Below are 18,248 nucleotides of genomic sequence, written 5' to 3'. Positions count from 1 at the left end.
ACCCACCCGCCCATGCGGCACGCCCAGAACTCCCGTGTGCAGAACTCCCGTGTGCAGAGCACCCGCGCGCAGGACGGCCGCGCCCTTCTCGCGTGCGTGATCCTCGCTCACACGGATCCGCAGCACGTGCAGCGACTCGTGCGGGCACTCGATCCGTTCCCGGTCTTCCTGCACTGCGATCCGAGCACTCCTGACGACGCGTTCGCCGAGATGACCCGCGGGCTTGCTGAGCGAGCGGTCGTGATGCCCCGGATCAAGACCGGCTGGGCGCGCTGGGAGAACGTCGAGGCCGAGCTGCAGGGGTATCGCGCAGCTCTCGCGACGACCGACGCGACCCACGTGGCCGTGCTGACCGGCACCGACTACCCCCTGGCCTCGAGCGACGAGATCTCCGAGCTGCTCGGCGAGCACGCCGGTACGTCGTTCGCTCTGATCGACCCCCTGCCGCATCCCGAGTGGGGCCGCAGCGGCGGCTTCGACCGCCTGCGCTACCGGCACTGGGCCTGGCGCAAGCGCATGATCCGCCTGCCGATCCCGCGCCGACTGCCGCACGGCGTCACGTTCGCCGGCGGCTCTCAGCTCAAAGTCCTGTCGCGCGAGCACGCGCAGGCCGTGCTCGACGCCGTCGACGCGCATCCGGAGCTGGTCGGCTTCTGGAAGCGCAGCTGGGTCGCCGACGAGACGTTCGTTCCCTCCATCCTGATGACCGAGCGCTTCGTTCCCGACTGGGAGCAGAAGCACGTCCGCGCGACCCTCTGGTGGATCGGCTGGGACGGCACGCGCCGCAAGAGCCCGCCGTGGCTGACCCACGAGCACGCCGAGCGCGTGCTGTCGCGACGGTCCGACGCCCAGCAGGAGCTCCCTCACTTCTTCGCCCGCAAGTTCTCCACCGCCGAGAGCACGCCCCTGCTCGACGCGCTCGACGCCGAGCACGTGCGCGCAGGAACTCCCGGCCGGTCCGCAGCCCCCGCAGCTCAGGACGGCACCCCATGACCGCCGCCGCTGCCGACGTCTCCGTCGAGGGCCCGGCCGCCGCCGCGCCCGCCGACGGCGGATCGAGGCTCTTCGGTCGCGGACTCCTCTACGTCGTCGTCTGGTCGCTGCAGCTGGTCGTCTCGACGCTCATCTCGCCTGTCCTGACCCACCTGATGGGTCCGAGCGAGTTCGGCGCGCTGTCGAGTGCTCTCGCGATCTACCAGGTGCTCAGCGTCGCAGCACTCCTCGGCCTCGACGAGGCCCTCGTGCTCGAGCGCGCCGACGACGGCGACGGCAAGCGCGCCCGCGGCCTGGTCACGATCGGCGTCGTCATCTCGTTCGCCGTCACGGCCATCGCGCTCGCCACCATCCCTCTCTGGTCGGGCCCGCTCGGATTCGGCGACTTCCCGCTGCTCGTCGTCGCGGTCATCCTCTGGACGGCTCCGTCGGCCGCCGTCACCGTCATGCTGGCGCTCCTGGTCGCCGAGGACCGCTTGAAGCCGTTCACCGTCGTCAGCGTCATCTCGGCCATCGGCGGCTCGGTGGTCGGACTCGTGCTGATCCTGACCGTGCACAACGACGCCACCACCTACGCCTGGGGCGGCGTGATCTGCCAGTTCGTCGCCATGTTCCTGGGTCTCATCGTCGTGCGGCCGACCCTGCAGGGCTTCAGGCAGTGGGCGGTCACGCGCCGCGCCATCACGCTCGGCGTGCCGCTCGCCCTCGGCAGCCTCGCCTACTTCGTCCTGAACGCGGGCGACCGCATCATCATCCAGCGCGAGCTCGGCGCCACGGAGGTCGGCCGCTACCAGGTCGCCTACGTCATCGGCTCGGCCGTGATCCTGCTGCTGAACTTCACGAACGGCGCCTGGACGCCGCACTTCGCCGCGCTCAAGGACAAAGCGGCCCGCTACTCGCTCGCCATGAAGTCGCGCGACGAGCTGTACGGCATCCTCGTCCCGATCGTTCTCGGGGTGACCCTGATCGCGCCGCTGGCCCTCCGCATCCTCGCGCCGGCCTCGTTCCGCCCAGCGGGGCTGACCCTCGTCGTCCTGCTCGTCGCGCTCACCGCGTTCCCCGTGGCGGCGTCCGGGGCCTCTGGCCGCCTGCTCGTCGTCGGCCGCCGCGGCAAGACCGTCGGCATCATCACGGGAGTCGCCGCCGTCCTGAACATCGTGCTGAATCTGCTCCTCGTACCGGTGATGGGCATCTCCGGAGCGGCAGTCGCGACTCTGGCCTCGTACTCGCTCCTCGCCGTCCTGCAGGTCGTCTTCCTTCCTGATCGCGACCGCTGGCACGGCGCTCCGATCCGCCTCGTGATGCTGGTCGCGGCAGCGATCGCGGTCGCCGCCGTCTCGATCCTCCTTCCACAGACGCTCGCCTGGAACCTCGGCCGGGCCGTGCTCGCGGTCGCATGCTTCCCCTGGTTCGTGGTCCGCCTGCAGGCGGCACGGCGAGGCGCATCCGATCCGGTTCCCGAGGAGGCGGTCGCCGCGATTCCCGACGACGAGGTTCCCGACCACGCGGTTCCCGACAGGAGGAGCGGTCCTGTCGGAGGACGAGCGGCCGCCTCGACAGCTGCCGGTACCACCCCACCTGTCGCCGAACGCACCCCGGAAGGGGACGTGACGGCCGCCGCCCCGGCACTGGACACTGGGGAGGAGCCCCGCGAGGCCGATGGCGCCGACGACCTCGCGCGGCTCCTGGGATTCGACATCGACCCCGGCCGCGACACCGGCCGCGACCCCGACACCGGCGTCCCATCAGAGGAAGGCGCGACATGACCAGCACCGAGCCCGTGCAGACCGTGGTCCCCGGTCCTCGCCGCGTCGTCTCCGTCGACCTCGGCCGGACGGTTCCCGATCTCGTCGCCGACTACCGCTACTCGACCGCCATGGTCGTCGGCTACCGCGGTGCGGTCCCCGTCGGGGCCGTCGACATCGAGCTCACCGACGACCCGGCCGACGCCTCGCGCGCCCTGGCCTCTCTCTACGCCCAGCAGATTCCCGACCGCGCCGCTGACGCCGTCGACGTGCCCGACGAGCGGCTGCCCAGCATCTCGGTCGTGGTCTCGACGGTCGTGGCGCGCCCCGACGATCTCGCCGTCCTCCTCGCAGCGTTCAGCCGCCTCGACTACCCCGACGTCGAGTTCATCGTCGTCGACAACCGAGTGACCCTTCCTGCCGACGACGCGCTCCCGGGCATCGTCTCCGGCCACGACTCCGTCCGCATCGTCCGCGAGTCGCGCCCCGGCGTCTCCGCGGGCCGCAACGCCGGGATCGAGGCCGCGCGCGGCGAGGTCGTCGCCTTCACCGACGACGACGTCCGCGTCGATGAGAACTGGCTCCGCGTGATCGGACAGCGCTTCGCACGCGCCGACGGCATCGACGCCCTGACCGGGCTCATCCTGCCCGCCGAGCTGGAGACCCCGGCGCAGATCTGGTTCGAGGGCTACTACGGCGGGTTCGCTGGGGAGCGCACCTTCGTGCCGGTCGTGCTCGAGGCGGCGAAGGATGTTCCTGCGCCCGTCCGCGGTTCGAAGATCGCCGTCAGCGACCCGACGGGGGCCGAGATCAAGCGGCTGCCGGTCTACGGCGTGGGCGCGTACGGTGCTGGCGCGAACATGGCCTTCCGCCGCGCGGCGCTCCTTCGGGTGCGCGGGTTCGACTCCGCCCTGGGCACCGGCACGCCGGCGCTCGGTGGTGAGGACCTCGCGACCATCGTGTCGATCCTCTGGACCGGCGGGCGCCTGGCCTTCGAGCCGCAGGCCGTCGTGCACCACCGCCACCGCCAGACGCTGCCCGAGCTCGAGAGGCAGCTGCACGGCTACGGGCTCGGCTTCACGGCGATGCTGACCTCGCTCGTGCTCGACGACCCGCGCCACCTCATCGGCCTCGGCTGGCAGGTGCCCTCGGCGGCCGGCCGCTTCGCCAAGCGGGCCGTCGGGCGCGTGCTGCACCGCGGTGCGGTCGCAGAGCAGACCGACGAGAATCAGGCGGCGCAGGATCCCGCGAACCTCTCGGGCGGCTACCCCCGATCGCTCGTCTCGACCGAGCTGCGGGGCTTCCCCGGGGGTCCGGGCGCGTACCTGAGGAGCCGACGCACCTGGCTGCGCATCGGCCGCGAGAACGTGGCCGAGGCCCGCACGTGAGCACCGGCGTGGACGAGACTCAGACGGCCTCGGGGTTCGGCCCCGACCGCTTCGACCGGACGGTCCCGCCGCTCCGCATCGTGACGGCCACCGATGTGCTCGCGCCCGTGGGCGGCATCGAGGTCTGCGTCTACGAGGACACCACCGCGCTCGTCACCCGCGGGCACCACGTCGACCTCCTGTACACCGAGTCGGGCGTCCAGCGCGCCGACCTCGAGATCCTCGGCGTGCATCTGCGCGGGCCCGTGACGGTCCGCTTCGAGCCGAGCCGCGCGCTCCGGGGGCTCGCCTCGTTCGTGCGCTCCGCCTACCGCGTCGCGAGGCTCCGGCCCGACGTGCTCTGGCTGAACCGCTCCGAGAACATCATCTGGGCGCAGGTGGTCTCGCTCCTGGCGCGGGTTCCCCTGGTCGTGCACCTGCACCACGCCCCGAACTACCGCCTGCAGTCGCAGCTCATGACCGGCGTCGCCGAGTTCGTGGCCGTGTCCGAGTACATCAAGAGCGTGTGGGTGGCGCGCGGGATCCAGGCCGACCGCATCACTGTCGTGCACAACGCCGTCCCTCTCGACAGGTACCCCGTCGCCACCGAGGCCGAGCGGGTCGCCGCGCGTGCCGCGCTCGACCTGCCCGACGGCGTCCGCGTCGCGATGTACTTCGGGCGGATCTCGCGCGACAAGGGCGTGCTGACGATCCTGCAGGCGTGGAGGTCGCTCGACCTCGACCCGACCGAAGCCCGGCTGGTCTTCGTCGGCGACGCGGCCTCCGCCGACGACGAGATCGGCGAGCTGCTCCGGTCGTTCCCGGAGGGGTCGGTGGCGCACGTCCCCAATCAGGTCGACGTCGTGCCGATCCTGCACGCCGCCGACGTCGTGGTCGCCCCGTCGTGGGCGCCCGAGTCGTTCGGCCGCACGACCGTCGAGGCGATGTCCGCAGGAATTCCGGCCATCGCATCCGATCTCGGCGGCAGCGCCGAGGTGCTCGCCGACGGCATGGAGCGCCTGCTCGTGGTTCCCGGCGACGCCGCCGATCTCGCCGGGCGCCTGTCAGAGCTCCTGACCTGGCGCACGTCCGAGCCCGGCCTTGGCGCTGCCGTGCACGCGCATGTCGCGCGCCGGTTCCCCTACGAGCCGCACGTCGACCAGCTGTCCGACGTCCTTCTCGCGCACCGGTCGCGTCGCCGCACCCGCGCCTCCCAGGTGCCGCGGGGGAACCGCGCTGTGATCGCCCGATGACCACGGCCGTCACTCGTCCTGACGCGGTCGCCCGTCCACGACTCACGCTTCGCACTGCCGAGATCGGCCTCGCTGTCTACGGACTGATCGCTGCGACCCTCGTCGTCGTCGACGCTCCCGGTCCGGTCCGGTCGATCGTGGTCCTGATCGCCGTGCTGATCCTTCCGGGCTGGACGATCCTCCGCCGATTCCCCACGATCGAGCCAGCCGCCCGGCTGGTCTTCACGGCGGTAGGAAGCATCGTCGTCCTGACGCTGCTGTCACTCGCGATGGTCTGGACTCAGGTCTGGCACGCGCGGGCGGCGACCGTGCTCGTGCTGGTCGTCGCGGCCGTCCTGATCGTGCGCCGCCCGGTCGGTGTCCGCGGCCCGTCGGCCGACCTCGTCGCGCGGGCGGCCGGCGGCTGGGCCCCCCGGGACCCGGTAGCCCGCATCTCGGCCCTCCCGTGGCTCGTGCTCGTGGTCGCCGCCGCCCTGTGGATCGTCGGGCTCACCCTGACGAACAGCACCGACCTCGGTCAGTTCGGCCTGCTCGTCGAGTTCCCCGTCTACTGGTACGCCGCCGTCGTGATCGCTTTCGTCGTGGCACTCGTCGGGCTGTTCACTACGAAGCGCGCCCACGGGCTGCTGGCGTCGGCCCTCGCTCTGCTCATCGTGATCCTCTACGGCTCGGCGAACCTCGTCGAGAACGCCCCGCGCCTGCCGTGGGTCTACAAGCACATCGCCGTGACGAACTACATCGTCGCCAACGGCAGCGTCGATCCGTCGATCGACCTCTACAACCGCTGGCCCGGCTTCTTCTCGTTTAGCGCGACGGTGAGCTCCGCCCTCGGCATCCCCGACGCGACCCACTACGCGACCTGGGCCGAGGTCTTCTTCGCGCTGGTCGACGCCGTGCTGGTGCTCGCCATCGCCCGCACGATCTCCCGGCACCGCCGCTGGGCCTGGACCTCCGTGATCGTCTTCACGGTGGGCAACTGGGTCGGTCAGAACTACTACTCGCCGCAGGCGTTCGCCTTCATGCTGTACCTGACGGCCGCGCTCGTCGCGGTGTCGGCGCTCGGCAGCGAGCCGCGTCGGCTGATGGTGTGGTTCGAGCGCCAGCTGGCCCGGCCCGCCGTCCGGCTCGGCCGCGCGATCAATACCGAAGTGCTCGGCGTCACGCGGTCGGGACGCGGCCGGATCCTCCCGATCGTGGCCGTCGTCGGCCTCCAGGGCGTCATCGTCGCGAGCCATCAGCTCACGCCCTACGTGGCGATCCTCGCGCTCGTTCCCCTCTTCGTGCTCGGCTACCTCCGCCCCCTCTGGGTCGCGATCGCGCTCGTGGCGCTCCCGGTCCTGTACCTGCTCCCGAACCTCCCGTACGTCAGCCAGCACTTCGGCCTGTTCTCGTCGTTCAACCCGGGCGCCAACATCTCGCAGGCATCGGTGTCGTCCGTCGGCGTCTCCGAGGCGGCGTCGCTTCAGAGCCACGGCGTCGTCCTGCTGACCGGATTCGCCGTCCTGCTCGCGCTCGCCGGCTTCACGCGACGCATCCTGAACGGCCACGTCCGCACGACGGTCGTCGTCGCGTGGCTGGCCATCGCCCCCGTCTTCACCCTGCTCGGGCAGTCCTACGGCGGGGAGGGCAAGTTCCGCATCTTCCTGTTCGGGCTGCCGTTCTACGCGATGGGCGTCTCGTGGCTGTTCTGGACCCGGGGCGGCTCCGAAGGCCGCCATCGCGTCCGTCGGGTCAGCGCTCTCGGTCTCATCAGCACGCTGTCCGCGCTGCTGGTCCTCTTCGTCGGCACCTACTTCCAGCCCGAGGCGAGCCTCCGAATCTCGGCGTCCGACGTCAGGGCGGCGCAGTGGCTCGACAAGCGGTTCGCGCCCTCCGACTACGAGCTCAGCGTCACCGACACGTTCCCCGTCCTGATCGGTCCGCACTATCCCGACTACCTCCTGAGGTACCTGCAGACGAACACCTTCGCCGACGTCCAGTCGGCCTCGCCGAAGAGGCTCTCCACGGCGAAGCTGCTCGAGAGCGCCTACCAGGAGCCGAAGACCGCGCGCACCTGGGTGGTGTTCTCGGACGACCAGGAGCACACCGCTGTCGTCGCCGGCGTCTTCACCCGCGCGCAGCTCGACGAGATGGAAATGGCCGTCGCCGCCTCGGGAACGCTGAGCTACGACCGCGATGGCGTCCGCATCTACGAGACGCACGCTGCGGCCCAGCCATGAGCCGCATCGTCTTCCTGATCGGGCGTCGCGTCCGCCGGGTCCGCGCCCGGATCCGAGCGGCGCAGGAACGCGCACGCCTCGCCCGAAGCGTCGTCTCCCGGCCCGTCGGCCCCGTCGCACCCGAGCCCGCCGTCGACGGAACGCTCTTCGTGCTCGCCCACCAGGACGACGACCTCCTCTTCGCCTTCACCCGGCTCGCCGGCGAGCTCGCGGCGGGCCGCCCGGTCACGACCGTCTATCTGACGGCCGGCGACGACGACGACGACGAGTGGTACTGGCGCGCCCGCGAGGCCGGCGTCCGCGCCGCCTACTCGCACCTCGCCAGAACCGACGACCGCTGGATCGAGACGACCGAGGCGTTCTCCGACCAGCCGGTGACCCTCGCCCGGCTCGAGGCCCGGCCCGACGTGACGCTCGTCTTCATGCGGCTTCCCGACGGCGGCGTGGAGGGCTCCGGCGGCGAGAGGAGCGGCGGCCAGAGCCTTCGCAAGCTCTGGGAGGGGCGCATCGCCACGATCTCGACGGTGGACGGGACGGCGACGTACTCGCTGGCCAGCCTGCACGCCGTCCTCCGCGCCATCGCCGACCGGATCGCCCCGGCGGCGGTCGTGACCCTCGACCACGAGGGCGACTTCGTCGACGGCGACCACAGCGACCACCACGTCGCCGGGTATCTCGCCGAGCGCCTCCACGAGGGGCTCGACGACGGCCCGTCGCTCACCGGCTACCTCGGGTACCCGATCGCCGAGCGCCCCGCCAACCTGACCGCCGAGCAGATCGCCGCGAAGGAGGCGGCGTTCTTCCTGTACGCGCTGTCGGACTACAAGACCTGCGCGTCGACGGCGGCCTGCAGCGCGCGCCCCGAAGGGGCGTGGCTGGCACGGGAGTACACGGCGCGATAGGCGGGGTGGGAACACGCGGGCCCGTTCCTGCGTTCGCCCCTATATGACTACAACCCTCTCGATCCTGGATCTCGCTCCCGTCTCTCCCGGGGAGACGATCGCGCAGAGCTTCGAGAACAGCGTGGCGCTGGCTCAGGCTGCCGAGGCGAATGGCTACGGCCGGGTCTGGTACGCCGAGCACCACAACATGGCGACGATCGCGTCGAGTGCGACGAGCGTCCTGATCGGGCACGTCGCGGGCAAGACCTCGACGATCCGGCTCGGCGCCGGCGGCATCATGCTGCCTAACCACGCGCCGCTCACCATCGCCGAGCAGTTCGGCACGCTCGCGACGCTCTACCCCGATCGCATCGACCTCGGGCTGGGGCGCGCGCCGGGCTCCGACCAGGTGACCATGCACGCCATGCGCCGCGACGCGATGAGCGCGGAGTCGTTCCCTCAGGACGTCCTCGAGCTGCAGGGCTACCTCCGCGGCGAGTCGCGCGTGCCCGGAGTCCAGGCGACTCCCGGTGCCGGCACCAACGTTCCCCTCTACATCCTCGGATCGTCGATGTTCGGCGCTCAGCTCGCCGCCGCCTACGGGCTTCCGTACGCGTTCGCGTCGCACTTCGCTCCCGACCTCCTGCACGACGCCGTCGAGTTCTACCGCCGCGAGTTCACCCCGTCGGCGCAGCTCGCCGAGCCGCACGTCCTCGCCGGCGTCAACGTCGTCGCTGCCGCCACCCACGAGGAGGCGCAGGCGCAGTTCGACGCCACCCGCCGCACCCGCGTCCGCGGCATGATCTCGCGCACGCCTTCGTCGCCCGAGTACACCGACGAGCAGATCGACATCTTCCTGACGACGCCGAACGGCCGCCAGATCGCCAACATGATGCGCTTCTCCGCCGTCGGAACCGCCGACGAGGTCCGCGACTACCTGACCGAGTTCGCCGCGGGGGCCCAGGCCGACGAGCTCATGATCGCCCACCAGTCGCCGCACATCGCCGAGCGCCTCGTCTCGGTCGAGCTGACGGCGGGCGCGATGCAGGTCGCGACCGTCTAGGGCGCAGGAACTGCGGCGCCGCCGCCGCGCGCAGTCGCCGTCGCACCGCGCATCACGCGCAGCCCGGCGGCGCCGTCACCTCAGGCCTGTATCTGCGGCTCCTTCGACCACCCCAGCTCGGCCCCGATGGCGTGCACCGACTCGAGCAGGCGCGCGTTGAACTCCACGCCGAGCTGGTTCGGCACCGTCACGAGCACGGTGTCGGCGGCTGCGACGGCCGCGTCGTTCGCGAGCTCCTCGACGATGCGCTCGGGCTCGCCGATGTACGAGCGGCCGAAGCGCGCGAGGGTGTTCGCGTCGAGATGCCCGACCTGATCCTGACTGTCGGCCTGGGCGCGGAGCCCGAAGTAGTGCCGCGACTCGTCGTCGATCAGCGGCAGGATGCTCCGCGAGACCGAGACGCGCGGCTCGCGCTCCCAGCCGGCCCGCGTCCACGCGGCGCGGTACAGCTCGATCTGCTCGGCCTGCAGCTGGTCGAACGGCACCCCGGTGTCTTCCGTCAGGAGAGTCGAGCTCTGCAGGTTGAGGCCCTGCGCCGCCGTCCACTCGCCCGTGGCCCGGCTGCCGGCGCCCCACCAGATGCGGTCGCGGAGGCCTTCGGACTGCGGCAGGATCGGCAGATAGCCGGTCGATCCGGTCATCTGCGGATTGGCGGCGGCCACTCCGGCGCCATCGATCGCCTGGAGGAAGACGTCGAGGTGATCGCGTGCGAGGTCGGCGTCGGTCTCGCCCTCCGAGGGGCGGTAGCCGAACGACTCGTAGCCGTTGAGCGCCGTCTCAGGTGATCCCCGGCTGACGCCTAGCTGCAGCCGGCCGTCCGAGATCAGGTCGGCCGCGGCCGCCTCCTCGGCCATGTACAGCGGGTTCTCGTACCGCATGTCGATGACGCCGGTGCCGATCTCGATGGTCGAGGTGCGGGCGCCGATGGCGGCGAGCAACGGGAACGGCGACGCGAGCTGGCGTGCGAAGTGGTGCACGCGCACATACGCTCCGTCGATGCCGATCTCCTCCGCCGCGACGGCGAGATCGATGGTCTGCTGCAGGACGTCCTTCGCAGTGCGGACGCGCGAGCCGGGGACGGCCTGGTAGTGCCCGAAAGACAGGAATCCGATGCGCTTCATGCTCGGTCCAACCTCGCGTCAGGGTGACGAATTCCCCATGCTCATGCAATTGCATCGACTTGCGTGCCGGTGCTCAGGCCGCGGTCCCGTCGCGTCGAATCGGGCGCAGGAACTCGGGTCGGTCGCCCGCGCGCTTCCCACGCGTCTCGCCGTCTACCCGACCTCGACCGCCTCGTACGCCCGCCACATGCTCGCGTACCGTCCCTCCCGCTCCAGGAGCTCGTCGTGCGTGCCCACCTCGACGAGCCGTCCGCCCGAGAGAACGCCGATGCGGTCGGCGGCGCGCGCCGTCTGCAGGCGGTGCGCGATCACCACCGTGGTGCGGCCGCGGGCCACACGGTGCATCGCCCGGGTCACGCGCGCCTCGGTCAGGAGGTCGAGGTTCGACGTCGCCTCGTCGAGCAGGAGCACGACGGGGTCGACGAGCTCGGCGCGGGCGAGCGCGATCAGCTGCCGGTGTCCGGCCGAGAGGGAGCGGCCGCGCTCCGTGAGCCGGTGGTCGTAGCCGCCGGGCAGCTCCATCACGAACTCGTGCGCGCCGACGGCTCGGGCAGCGCGTTCGACGTCGTCCTGAGAGGCGTCGGTCCGGCCGTACGCGATGTTGTCTCGGACGGTCCCGGTGAACAGGAACGCCTCCTGCGGAACGTAGCCGAGCTGCGTCCGGAACTCCCGCAGGTCGAGCTCCCGGAGGTCGTGGCCGTCGATCGTGACCGCGCCCTGGTCGGGGTCGTAGAAGCGGGCGAGGAGCTTCATGACGGTGGACTTGCCGGCTCCCGTCTCGCCGACGAGCGCGATCGTCTCGCCGGCCGGGATATCGAGCTCGATGTCGTGCAGCGCCTCGGGCGCCTTCGGCGCGATGCCCGCGTCGACGACGAGCGAGCGGGCGTCGGACGGCCCGCGACGGTCGCCGCCGGTCGGCATCGCGGAGAGCACCGGGTAGGAGAACCCCACCCCTTCCAGTCGCAGGCGACCGGCCAGGCGTCCAGGCCGGAGGGGCGTCGCCGCCTCCGGCGTCAGGGTCTCCAGCGCCATGAGGTCGCCGATGCGTGCCACCGAGACCCTCGTCTGCTGCCAGGCGTCGAAGACCTGAGACAGCTGCTGGATCGGGGAGAAGAACATGCCGATGTAGAGCAGGAAGGCGATGAGGTCGCCGGAGGTGAGCTTGCCGTCGGCGATCAGGGTGGCCCCGACGCCGAGCACGATCACGTCGGCGATTCCCGACAGGAACTGCACGAACGGGAAGTACAGGGCGACCAGCCGCTGTGCCGCGATCCGGGAGTCGACGAATCGACGGGCGAGGCGGGCGAAGTGCGCCATCGTGGCCGCCTCGTGCGTGAACGCCTGCGACTCGCGGACACCCGAGAGGCTCTCCTGGAAGTCGGCGTTCACGACGGCGATGCGCTCGCGCGCCACGTCGTAGAGGAGGGCCGCCCGGGCACGGAACACGACGGTGGCGACAGCCAGGGGCACGACCACGGTGAGCGTCAGGAGGCCGAGCTCGGCGTCGATCAGGACGAGCGCGACGCCCACGCCGATGAAGGTGACGATCGACACGAGCGCCGACAGCAGGCCGTTCTGGATCAGACCCTCGAACTGGTCGACGTCCGTCGTCATTCGCGTCATGACGCGCCCGGCCATCTCGCGCTCGTAGAAATCGAGCGACAGCCGCTGCAGCTGCGCGAAGATCCTGATCCGCAGGCTGAGCATGATGCGCTGGGCCGCCCGGCCGGTCACGAGGGTCTCGGCCATGCCGTCGAACAGGTCGACGATCGTGACGAGCAGGAACGCCCCGGCCGCGGCGAACAGGACGAGCTCGGAGCCCTTCTGCACGCCGGAGTCGATGCCCGTCTTGACCAGGTACGGTCCGATCAGGCCGGCGATGGCGTCGATCACGACGAACACCAGGGCGAGCAAGAGGGGCTTCCGGAACTCGCGGAGCAGGGTGCGCAGCGAGAATCCGCGGTCCTGGCGGGTCTCGACGGCGAGGTCGACGGAGGGCGCGTCGCGCACCGGGCCGAGCGCCTCGACGCGGGCCAGGAGCTCGGGCGTCGCCGCGAAGAGCGCCGCCGCGCCGCGGGAGCCGCCGTGGCCGCCACCGGCACCCAGGCCGCCGCCGAGGCCGCCGCGAGGGACGGCCTGGGCCGACGGCGCGGACTGCGGTGTCGGGGCGGTCGCCGTCTCAGGGATTCTGGCCGCCAGAGCGTCTACGTCGCCGCTGGCCGCGGCTGCGGCGGCGCCGAACTCCTGATCCTCCGACTGCCCGGTGATGAGCGCCCGGTAGAGCGCGCTCGACTCCGAGAGCTCGGCGTGCGTGCCTTCGGCGGCGACCCGGCCGTGCTCGAGCACGACGATCCGGTCGGCGAGGTGGAGCGTCGACTCGCGGTGCGCGATCAGGAGGACCGTGCGCCCGGCGAGCTCGTCGCGAAGGCCGTCGTGGATGGCCTGCTCGGTCGAGGCGTCGATGGCGCTCGTCGCGTCGTCGAGGATCAGGATCCGGGGGTCGGCGAGGATCGCCCGGGCGAGGGCGATCCGCTGCCGCTGACCGCCCGACAGGCTGAGCCCGCGTTCGCCGACGACCGTGTCGAACCCCTTCGGCAGGTCGTCGACGAACTCGAGTGCCTGGGCGGTGGCCGCGGCCTTCCTGATGTCGTCGTCGGCGGCGTCCGGCCGGCCGTAGGCGATGTTGGCCCGGATGGTGTCGGAGAACAGGAAGCTCTCTTCGAACACCATGCCGATCGACGACCGGAGCGACGCCAGGGTGACTCCTCGAAGGTCGTGTCCGTCGAGCGAGATCGAGCCGCGGTCGGGGTCGTGGAAGCGCGCGACGAGCGCGGCGACCGTCGACTTGCCGCTGCCGCTGGGGCCGACCAGCGCGACGCGCTCACCGGATCTCAGGTGCAGGTCGAGGCCTTCGAGGGCCGGGTGGCCGGCGGCTCTGTCGTACGAGAAGGCGACGCCGTCGAAGCGCAGATCTCCTGAGACCGCGTCGAGCACCACGGCGTCCGGAGCGTCGCGGATTCCGGGCTCGCGGTCGATGAGCTGGAAGATGCGCTCGATGCCGACCTGCGCCTGCTGGCCGATCGCGAGGACGCCGGCGAGCTGGCGGGCCGGCGCCATGAGCGCGGCGATGTAGGAGGTGAAGGCGAGGAACGTGCCGATGGTGAGCTGACCTTCTATGGCGAGCCAGCCGCCGAGCGCGAGGATCGCGACCTGAGCCAGCGTCGGGATCGACTCGAGCAGCGGCTGGAACCGCGCCTGGATCCGCACCGACCGCATCTGGGCGCCGTACACGTCGGTGGCGACGCGCGACATCGTCTCGACCTCGCGGCGCTCGCGTCCGAACGCCTTGACGACGCGTACTCCGGCGACGTCCTCGTCGACGATCTGGGCGACCTCGCCCTCCTTCTGCTGGGCGTCCCAGGTGGCGGGGAGCACCTTGGCGCGCATCCGGTAGCCGATGATCACGAGCGCCGGAACCATCACGAGGCTGACGAGCGCCAGCAGCGGCGACAGGGTGAACATCACGACGAGCGACAGCACCATCAGGATCACGTTGCCGCTCATGATGGGCAGCATCATCAGGAGGCTCTGCACCAGGGACGAGTCGGAGTTCGCGCGGCTGACCAGCTGGCCGGTCGACATTCGGTCGAGAGACGACTGGTCCATCCGCTGCAGGTGGTCGTGCATGTCGGTCCGGAGGTCGTTCTGCACCTCGATGGCGACTCGCCCGCCCCGGTACCGACGCAGGTAGGTGAAGCCGAAGCTCGCGACGGCCAGGGCCACCATCAGGGCGAGCCAGGGGGCCAGCGGCGAGGTCTTCTCGACGATGACGCCGTCGACGATCTGCCGCGCGATGAGCGGCACGACGACCTGGCAGATGCTTCCGGCCAGCGACGCGACGAGCGAGATGATCAGGCTGGCGCGGTGTCGCAGCATGTAGCGCCAGAGGCGGCGGACCCAGCCCTCGGCAGAGGTGGTGGGCGATCCCGATTTCGAGGAGCTCTCGGTCGTGTCGGCGCTCACTGCGCGGCCGCGGTCTCGGCGCTGCGGCGCTCCTGAACAGTGCGCTCGACGGCGTCGTTCAGGGTGGCGAGGGCGGCGATCAGGGCGGCAGGATCGTCGGCGCGGCCGGCCACGAGCTCCAGCTGGCGCCCCATGCGCCCCTCCATCCTCTCGAACAGCTCAGAGCCCTCGTCGGTCAGCGCGAGCGACGTCGCGCGACCGTCGCCCTCCACGGCGTCACGCCGGATCAGCCCGCGCCGGTGCAGCGAGTCGACCGTCGCGCTGATCGCCGGCTTGCCGATCTCGAGCCGCTGGGCCAGGCGCGAGGCGCGCTCCTCGCCCGCCGAGATCGTGGCCAGGACGCGGTAGTCGGCGAAGCTCAACCCGTCGGCTGCCCGCTCGACGATGCGCGACGCCCGCGCGAGGGCGCGGACGGCGCGCACGAGATCAGGAGTGGTCATGCGCTCACTCTACGCTCGATGGTTCGGGTGTCGAACTAGTTGGAGGGCCGCGATGAGGGGCGCAGGAACTCGGGACGGCGAGTTCCTGCGCCCGATCGGCCTGTGCGGAGGTCACACGACGAGCGCCACAGCCCGCGCGATCACCACGCCGATCAGCACGTACCCCGCGAACGACTCGACCGCCGTCAGCCACTTCGCCCGACGCGACACCGGCGTCGCGTCCGCGGTCATGAAGGCGACCGCCGTGCGGAACGACGTGCGCAGATAGTCGACGTACCAGGCCGACCAGGGGGTGGCGCCCCCCTGTTCGCGGAAGCGGAAATCAGGTCGCCGGCGATGGGGGAGCTCCGGGTGGAGGCGGGCCACGGGTCCGTCGCGGTCGATCTGCCAGTAGAGGAGCGAGAACGAGAGGACCATCGCGACCCAGACCTGGAGCGCGGCGACGAGGAGCCGTGGGGTGCCCTGGATGACGAGGCCGGCGACGGTCTCGCCGAGGGCGGCGAGGGTGGCGGCCGCGACGACGCCGTGCAGGCCGACCGAGAGATCGCGAGACCAGGGTTCCTGACGCGAGTATCGGAGCGGGTTCAGGACGACGAGGGGGACGCCCGCGAGGACGGCCAGCAGTGTCACAGCATGACGGATCGGCGCGGAATCGCCGGGAAGGGTCGCGTACAGCGCGAGCGCGACGAGAAAAGCCACGGCGGGCGGAATGCGGGGCTCCGCGGTCGTCCGTCGCTGATGGGGGCTCACGACGAGCCAGTGTAGGTGCGCGCCGCCGAGAGCTTCGGCGCCGCGCTCGCCGATCAGGCGACCGGCGCGAAGATCAGGCTGCCGTTGTGGCCGCCGAAGCCGAAGCTGTTCGACAGGACGGGACCCGGCGTCCAGGCGCGGGCCTCCGTCGGGATGTCGAGGTCGATCTCGGGATCGAGGTTCTCGAGGTTCGCCGTGGGAGGGATGGTCTCGGAGGCCATCGTGAGTGCGACCGACACGGCCTCGACGGCACCGGCGGCGCCGAACGAGTGTCCGGTGACGCCCTTGATGCTGGTGACGACGGGGCGCGAGCCCTCGAACACGCGGGACACCGCCTCGCTCTCGGCCTTGTCGTTCAGGCCGGTCGACGTGCCGTGCGCGTTGATGTGGGTGATCTGCTCGGGGCTGAGCCCGGCGTCCTCGAGCGCGAGCCGCATGGTGCGTTCGGCGCCGGTGCCGCCGGGTGCTGGAGCCGTGACGTGGTAGGCGTCGGCGGTCGAGGCCGCCCCCTCGATCGTCATGTAGATGCGGGCGCCGCGCGCGACGGCATCGTCGTAGGGCTCGAGGATCAGCATGCCGGCCGCCTCGCTGGCGGCGAGGCCGTCGCGGTCGCGGTCGAACGGACGCGCGACTCCGGTCTTCGACAGCGCGCGCATGTTGGCGAAGCCCGCGAGGCAGACGGGCGTCAGGCTCGAGTCCGTGCCGCCGGCGACGACGAGGTCGGCCGTGCCCTGGGCGATCATGCGGGCGCCGGCGGCGATGCCGTCGGTGCCGGCCGCGCAGGCCGTCGAGATCGTGGTCGCCACGCCCCGGAGGGCGTAGCGGATGCTGATGGCGCCCGCCGGGGCGTTCGGCATGACCATGGGCACGAGGTGCGGCGACACGAGGCGCTCGCCCTTGGCGTCCAGCAGCAGGATCTGGTCGGCGAGCGTCTGGACTCCGCCCATGCCCGTGCCGAGCGACACGGCCGCCCGTTCGTGGTCGATGCCGTCGATCAGCTCGGCGGTGTCGGAGGTCGACGGGTTCGGAGCGTCCGGGTCGATCTTCAGGAGACCTGCGTCGCGCAGCGCCTCGTCGGCGGCGACGACGGCCATGCGCGTCACGATGTCGGAGTTCTTGGCGTTCTTGTGGCTCATCAGGCGGCGCGCGTCGAGCGCCTCCTGATCGACGCGGCGGACGGCGAGCGGTGCGACAGGCGCGAAGAGGCTCTTCCAGAAGGCGTCGACTCCGACGCCGTTCGGGGTGACCACGCCGATCCCGGTGACGGCGACGCGGCGGTTCTGCAGGGGCTTCATGCGAGTGGATCTCCTTGGCGAACGGTGCACGGCCTGGTCGGGCCGCCTCCTATTCAACACGGCGCCCGCCTCAGGACTTGCGTCGACTCGTCCAAGATTCGCGGGCCGGATTTGTACCCGGTCTGGCGGATTACCTGAATCCCGTGGAGAAAGGCGACGCCTATCGGGTGCAAGATCGATGCATGGACTTGTCTTCTGGAGGTACCCGCTGATGGTCGCGCCACTGCTCAAGGCGATCGGAGCGGTCGTCGTCGGCACGCCCCTCGCAATCACGCTCGGCCTCACGGCTCGGTCGCTCAAGAAGCAGGAGGACGCCGCCGTCCCGGTGGTCGCTCCGGGCGACTCGCCCCTCGTCGTGACCGTCTTCAGCAACTGGCTGGACGCCAAGACGCACGAGCACCTCTCGCCCACGTCGTTCAAGAAGGGCTACGCGGCGTACGACGTCCGTGTCGAGAACCGCACCGGCAGCAGCGTCAAGGGCGTGCACGTCGAGCTTCTCGATCTCGAGGGCGACGTGCTCGGCACGGTGCGCCTCGGCGACGTCGAACAGCACGGTCACTCCGTCTTCGCGGCGAAGAAGGCGTGGAACCGCGCCCTCGAGCGCATCCGCGTGGCGGAGGAGGCGCCGAGGGCCGTCCTGACCTGGCGTACCCCCGAGGGCCGACGCCGGGCGATCCCGTCGCTGGTCATGCGCCGCGTGCTCGGGCCCACTCCGAGCGAGCTGCGTCGTGGACGCCGCGAGAAGTCGCCCGTCGTCAACCACGTGATGAGCTAGGCGACGCGACCTCCCTGAGGCGGGGCGATCTTCCTGAGGGGCGACACGACGCTCTTGAGGGGCGGGTGCGTTGCTGCGCCCGGCGGCGCGCCCTGCTTCTCGCGCGCCCTACTTCTTGCGCGGGCTCGCCAGCCAGGTGAGGCTCACGATCAGGACGACGGCCGCCGCGACGAGCCACGGGGCCGAGACGCCGGTCGACAGCACGACGGCGCCGCCGGCGACGAGGATCATCGCCGCGACGGCGGAGACGACGACGAGGGCGACACGGGGCGCGGGCCTGGGCGAATCGGACATCCCCCGAGTGTGGCGTCGCCCGAGGGACA

The 18,248-nt window shown here is 71.2% G+C and carries 14 protein-coding genes; 8 read left to right on the top strand and 6 right to left on the bottom strand.

Annotated features, from left to right (window positions below; genetic code table 11):
• Positions 1 to 36: 36 nt before the first annotated feature.
• The 7 genes from EDF46_RS05975 to EDF46_RS05945 are packed head-to-tail and all read left to right on the top strand — an operon-like array spanning position 37 to position 9,521.
• Positions 37 to 993, top strand: a complete 957-nt coding sequence (locus EDF46_RS05975; protein ID WP_158614168.1) for a beta-1,6-N-acetylglucosaminyltransferase — start codon at positions 37 to 39, stop codon at positions 991 to 993.
• Positions 990 to 2,759, top strand: coding sequence for a lipopolysaccharide biosynthesis protein (locus tag EDF46_RS05970; protein WP_123505379.1), 1,770 nt, complete (start codon positions 990 to 992; stop codon positions 2,757 to 2,759). The genes EDF46_RS05975 and EDF46_RS05970 overlap by 4 nt, the downstream gene beginning before the upstream one ends.
• Positions 2,756 to 4,126: a glycosyltransferase gene (locus EDF46_RS05965; protein ID WP_123505378.1), complete on the top strand. Its 1,371-nt coding sequence runs from the start codon at positions 2,756 to 2,758 to the stop codon at positions 4,124 to 4,126. Before EDF46_RS05970 ends, EDF46_RS05965 begins: the two co-directional genes overlap by 4 nt.
• A complete protein-coding gene (locus EDF46_RS05960; RefSeq protein ID WP_123505377.1) occupies positions 4,123 to 5,358 on the top strand; it encodes a glycosyltransferase family 4 protein in 1,236 nt (411 codons plus the stop codon). Before EDF46_RS05965 ends, EDF46_RS05960 begins: the two co-directional genes overlap by 4 nt.
• Positions 5,355 to 7,577 carry a hypothetical protein gene (locus EDF46_RS05955; protein WP_123505376.1) on the top strand — a complete coding sequence of 741 codons (2,223 nt, stop codon included), beginning with the start codon at positions 5,355 to 5,357 and terminating at the stop codon, positions 7,575 to 7,577. The genes EDF46_RS05960 and EDF46_RS05955 overlap by 4 nt, the downstream gene beginning before the upstream one ends.
• Complete coding sequence (locus EDF46_RS05950; RefSeq protein WP_123505375.1) at positions 7,574 to 8,479, top strand: PIG-L family deacetylase; 906 nt, start codon at positions 7,574 to 7,576, stop codon at positions 8,477 to 8,479. The genes EDF46_RS05955 and EDF46_RS05950 overlap by 4 nt, the downstream gene beginning before the upstream one ends.
• Before the next feature lie 43 nt (positions 8,480 to 8,522).
• Entirely contained in the window at positions 8,523 to 9,521 is a 999-nt protein-coding gene (locus EDF46_RS05945) for an LLM class flavin-dependent oxidoreductase (RefSeq protein ID WP_123505374.1), read from the top strand.
• A gap of 80 nt (positions 9,522 to 9,601) precedes the next feature.
• On the opposite strand, the gene EDF46_RS05940 is transcribed toward EDF46_RS05945, so the two are convergent.
• From EDF46_RS05940 to EDF46_RS05920, 5 genes are all read right to left on the bottom strand, one after another.
• Positions 9,602 to 10,642: an LLM class flavin-dependent oxidoreductase gene (locus tag EDF46_RS05940; RefSeq protein WP_123505373.1), complete on the bottom strand. Its 1,041-nt coding sequence runs from the start codon at positions 10,640 to 10,642 to the stop codon at positions 9,602 to 9,604.
• A 153-nt stretch (positions 10,643 to 10,795) separates the two neighbouring features.
• The gene (locus tag EDF46_RS05935) at positions 10,796 to 14,665 is read right to left on the bottom strand and encodes an ABC transporter ATP-binding protein (protein WP_199738220.1); all 3,870 of its coding nucleotides are present in this window, start codon (positions 14,663 to 14,665) and stop codon (positions 10,796 to 10,798) included.
• Positions 14,662 to 15,105, bottom strand: a complete 444-nt coding sequence (locus EDF46_RS05930; protein ID WP_123505372.1) for a MarR family winged helix-turn-helix transcriptional regulator — start codon at positions 15,103 to 15,105, stop codon at positions 14,662 to 14,664. The genes EDF46_RS05935 and EDF46_RS05930 overlap by 4 nt, the downstream gene beginning before the upstream one ends.
• Before the next feature lie 111 nt (positions 15,106 to 15,216).
• The gene (locus EDF46_RS05925) at positions 15,217 to 15,804 is read right to left on the bottom strand and encodes a hypothetical protein (protein WP_123505371.1); all 588 of its coding nucleotides are present in this window, start codon (positions 15,802 to 15,804) and stop codon (positions 15,217 to 15,219) included.
• A 104-nt stretch (positions 15,805 to 15,908) separates the two neighbouring features.
• Positions 15,909 to 17,150, bottom strand: a complete 1,242-nt coding sequence (locus EDF46_RS05920) for a beta-ketoacyl synthase (RefSeq protein ID WP_123505370.1) — start codon at positions 17,148 to 17,150, stop codon at positions 15,909 to 15,911.
• 178 nt (positions 17,151 to 17,328) lie between these two features.
• Here EDF46_RS05920 and EDF46_RS05915 point away from each other — a divergent pair, with 178 nt between their 5' ends.
• Positions 17,329 to 17,925: a hypothetical protein gene (locus EDF46_RS05915; RefSeq protein ID WP_158614167.1), complete on the top strand. Its 597-nt coding sequence runs from the start codon at positions 17,329 to 17,331 to the stop codon at positions 17,923 to 17,925.
• A 108-nt stretch (positions 17,926 to 18,033) separates the two neighbouring features.
• On the opposite strand, the gene EDF46_RS05910 is transcribed toward EDF46_RS05915, so the two are convergent.
• Positions 18,034 to 18,219, bottom strand: a complete 186-nt coding sequence (locus EDF46_RS05910) for a hypothetical protein (protein ID WP_123505368.1) — start codon at positions 18,217 to 18,219, stop codon at positions 18,034 to 18,036.
• Positions 18,220 to 18,248: the final 29 nt, after the last annotated feature.

Origin of the sequence: Frondihabitans sp. PhB188 (genome assembly GCF_003752365.1) — a bacterium.
Classification (GTDB): domain Bacteria; phylum Actinomycetota; class Actinomycetes; order Actinomycetales; family Microbacteriaceae; genus Frondihabitans.
Note: the sequence above shows the minus strand (reverse complement) of the source record. Positions and strands in the feature narration are given on the sequence as shown.

What these genes read in the sequence shown, in the direction of transcription:
- EDF46_RS05970 (WP_123505379.1), top strand. Translation starts at nt 990, where the DNA reads ATGACCGCCGCCGCTGCCGACGTCTCCGTCGAGGGCCCGGCCGCCGCC.
- EDF46_RS05965 (WP_123505378.1), top strand. Translation starts at nt 2,756, where the DNA reads ATGACCAGCACCGAGCCCGTGCAGACCGTGGTCCCCGGTCCTCGCCGC.
- EDF46_RS05955 (WP_123505376.1), top strand. Translation starts at nt 5,355, where the DNA reads ATGACCACGGCCGTCACTCGTCCTGACGCGGTCGCCCGTCCACGACTC.
- EDF46_RS05950 (WP_123505375.1), top strand. Translation starts at nt 7,574, where the DNA reads ATGAGCCGCATCGTCTTCCTGATCGGGCGTCGCGTCCGCCGGGTCCGC.
- EDF46_RS05945 (WP_123505374.1), top strand. Translation starts at nt 8,523, where the DNA reads ATGACTACAACCCTCTCGATCCTGGATCTCGCTCCCGTCTCTCCCGGG.
- EDF46_RS05940 (WP_123505373.1), bottom strand. Translation starts at nt 10,642, where the DNA reads ATGAAGCGCATCGGATTCCTGTCTTTCGGGCACTACCAGGCCGTCCCC.
- EDF46_RS05930 (WP_123505372.1), bottom strand. Translation starts at nt 15,105, where the DNA reads ATGACCACTCCTGATCTCGTGCGCGCCGTCCGCGCCCTCGCGCGGGCG.
- EDF46_RS05920 (WP_123505370.1), bottom strand. Translation starts at nt 17,150, where the DNA reads ATGAAGCCCCTGCAGAACCGCCGCGTCGCCGTCACCGGGATCGGCGTG.
- EDF46_RS05915 (WP_158614167.1), top strand. Translation starts at nt 17,329, where the DNA reads ATGCATGGACTTGTCTTCTGGAGGTACCCGCTGATGGTCGCGCCACTG.
- EDF46_RS05910 (WP_123505368.1), bottom strand. Translation starts at nt 18,219, where the DNA reads ATGTCCGATTCGCCCAGGCCCGCGCCCCGTGTCGCCCTCGTCGTCGTC.